This is a genomic window from Filifactor villosus (assembly GCF_042652965.1).
Classification (GTDB): domain Bacteria; phylum Bacillota; class Clostridia; order Peptostreptococcales; family Filifactoraceae; genus Filifactor; species Filifactor villosus.
Map to the genome: position 1 here is coordinate 1 of NZ_JBHSHL010000054.1, position 2,864 is coordinate 2,864.

Consider the following 2,864-nt stretch of genomic DNA (forward strand, 5'->3'; position numbering starts at 1 on the left):
CCTCTTCTCAGGCCCCGCGATGGTGAGTATTAATATATCACCTTCCCCTTTTTTTGTCAATAGCTTTTTTTGTTTTTGTTTTTTCATTTCTGGGCCCTATAATTTGTATCGATGTTTCACTCGACCGGATCAATTTAAAAAACTTCATAGCTCACCACATTCGACTCTTAGGTCTGTGATGCCTTTTTCAACCGAACGCAAACCACACCTTCACTCGAGAAAAGATCCAATCTTTCTTCATCCTTCACTTTTATGCCACATCCTGTATTAATCTTATTCTCCGCTTTAAAATCTCAAGTACGCCGGATATATCATTGCTGAAACGCCGTTTGACGAGGATATTTCAAAGTATTCAATCTGCGGATTCTTATACAACATACTCATTCTCTGTCATTACGCAACTCGGGCAGCAAGATGTATAACTGCTTACCGGATGTAAAAGACGTCAACCATAACTGTATTGTAGCAGACAATACTATAACTAAGCGGTTTATACTATTTTCCCATATCCCATAGAAGTATAGATATATCTGTTTTTCAAGCTGCGAAAAGTTGTTTTATCTTCTATGGGTCACAGATTGTTTATATCTACAACTCAAAAGAATAATAGTATTAAATAAGTCTCGGCATAAAATATGCAGCAATGCCACCGTCAAAAAATCCAAACAGAGCTGTCAAGTCAAAAAAAAAGCAACCTTCCCGAAAAGGAAGATTGCTTTTTTTAAGTCTATATTTGTAACTTATTTGTTTTGATACTCGGATTTTTCTCCTAAAAGAAACTTCTGCTCAAAATCCTTCTGCATCTTAACAACCAAGCCGGACAACGCCAACAGGGCAATCAAGTTCGGGATTACCATCAGAGCGTTGAACATATCTGCAAGCTCCCACACCAATTCAACTTTTACAGAAGAGCCTACAACAAGGAAAAGAACTACCAAAACTCGGAAAGGCCAAACTCCTTTTTTTCCAAACAGATACTTCACGTTTGTTTCTCCAAAGAAATACCAACCTATGATGGTAGAGAATGCAAAGAAAAATAAGCAGGTTGCAACAAACTTGGTTCCATATGCTCCAAATCCGAGAGTAAATGCCTGTTGTGTAAGTCCTGCACCGGTAAGACCTTCGGCTACAAAGTCGTAAGCTCCGGTCGTCAAAATTACAAGCGCCGTCATGGTACAAACAATACCTGTGTCGATCAATACTCCAAGTGTAGCAACAAGTCCTTGTTGAGCCGGATGATCCACTTCCGCCAATGCGTGTGCATGAGGTGTAGAACCCATACCTGCCTCATTGGAGAACAATCCCCTTGCAACTCCGTAACGGAATGCTTGTTTTACGCTTGTACCGATTGCTCCACCCAACAGAGCCTGAGCGGAAAAAGCCGATTTTACAATCATGGAAAGAGCAGGTCCGATGTTTGCAAAGTTCATAAAGATGATGATCAAGCTGCCCGCAATATAAAATAACGCCATAAAAGGAACAATTTTCTCCGTTACAGAAGTAATTCTCGATACCCCTCCTGCAACAATCAACATAACAAGAATCGATACAAAAATTCCTGTTGCAACGGGCGGAATGTTGAATGCCGTTTGAGCCGATGCCGCAATAGAGTTCGCTTGTACAACGTTACCCATCAAACCGAGTGCCAAAATAATCGCAACTGCAAAGAATCCGGCAAGATATTTGGCTACGGTTTCGTTTTTAAGACCGTGTCTGATATAATAAGCGGGTCCTCCAACCTTTTCTCCGTCAATTTTTCGTACAAACTTTTGAGAAACGACAGCCTCTGCAAAAATAGTCCCCATACCGAAGAAACCGCTCATCCACATCCAGAAGATAGCTCCCGGACCTCCGGACGCGATCGCGGTTGCAACCCCTGCAAGGTTACCTGTTCCTACCTGAGCTGCAATCGCAGTTGCAAGAGATTGAAAAGAAGAAACCTCTCCTTCTTTCTTTTCTTTCTTGGGCTCAAACAGGAAACCGAAGGTTTCCTTAAATGCCAATCCCATTTTTCTGATCTGAACACAACCTGTAATAAGGGTAAAATAAATTCCTGTTCCCAACAACAAAATAATAGAAGGCCAACCCCACAATACTTTTGAGTTTAGCATCTGCACAATTTCTAACAGTTCCATAAGTCCTCCTTACAACCTTTTATTAAATTTATACTCCCCGGAAAGCACAAACTCCCCTCCTTTTTGTTCGTTTTCAGCATACAATGAAATTTTACCAGTTATGTACGATAACCCGTGCTTCTATGTCCGCTTTTTTCTCCATTGACATTCTTTCCGAGATTGTATATCTTCCTTAATTATAATGAATTATAATATAAAAAGCAACTCTATATTTAATAATTATTTTTGGTGATTTCAAACATCACAGCTCTGTTTTCGGGAGTTTGACAGTTTAAAAGGGAAAAAATCACTATAAGCATTCTAAATGCTTTATTTTTTTTGTCAAATTTTATAATTTATTATTGCGTAATGTCTCGTAATGTGTTATAATACAATGAATAGGAAAGGAGGTCGCCATGCGTTTGAAAGTTTCCGAATCTAAAAATGCAAAATCTCTCTACGTCATTAAATCGGTTTATAATCCGAAAACAAAATCCAATACTTCTAAGGTCGTCGAGAAACTTGGAACCTACAAAGAACTTTGCGAGAAATTAAACGGGCAAGATCCCATCGAATGGGCAAAACAGTATATAGAAGAGTTGAACCAAAAAGAAAAAGAGAGTAAACGAGATGTCGTAGTCAAGTATTCCCAATCGGCGCGTATCCAAAAAGATTCTCCCACTTCGCTCGAGGGAGGATATTTGTTCCTGCAAAAACTCTACCATGATCTCAAGTTGGATGATATCTGTG

General features: G+C 39.4%; 1 protein-coding gene and 1 pseudogene. One reads left to right on the forward strand and one right to left on the reverse strand.

All coding sequences use genetic code 11. The features are described 5' to 3' along the window. Positions 1 to 740: 740 nt before the first annotated feature. A complete protein-coding gene (locus ACFO4R_RS11060; RefSeq protein ID WP_379789210.1) occupies positions 741 to 2,135 on the reverse strand; it encodes an alanine/glycine:cation symporter family protein in 1,395 nt (464 codons plus the stop codon). 395 nt (positions 2,136 to 2,530) lie between these two features. Here ACFO4R_RS11060 and ACFO4R_RS11065 point away from each other — a divergent pair. Continuing rightward, positions 2,531 to 2,864: pseudogene (locus tag ACFO4R_RS11065) on the forward strand (IS1634 family transposase); the annotation flags it as partial.

What these genes read in the sequence shown, in the direction of transcription:
- ACFO4R_RS11060 (WP_379789210.1), bottom strand. Translation starts at nt 2,135, where the DNA reads ATGGAACTGTTAGAAATTGTGCAGATGCTAAACTCAAAAGTATTGTGG.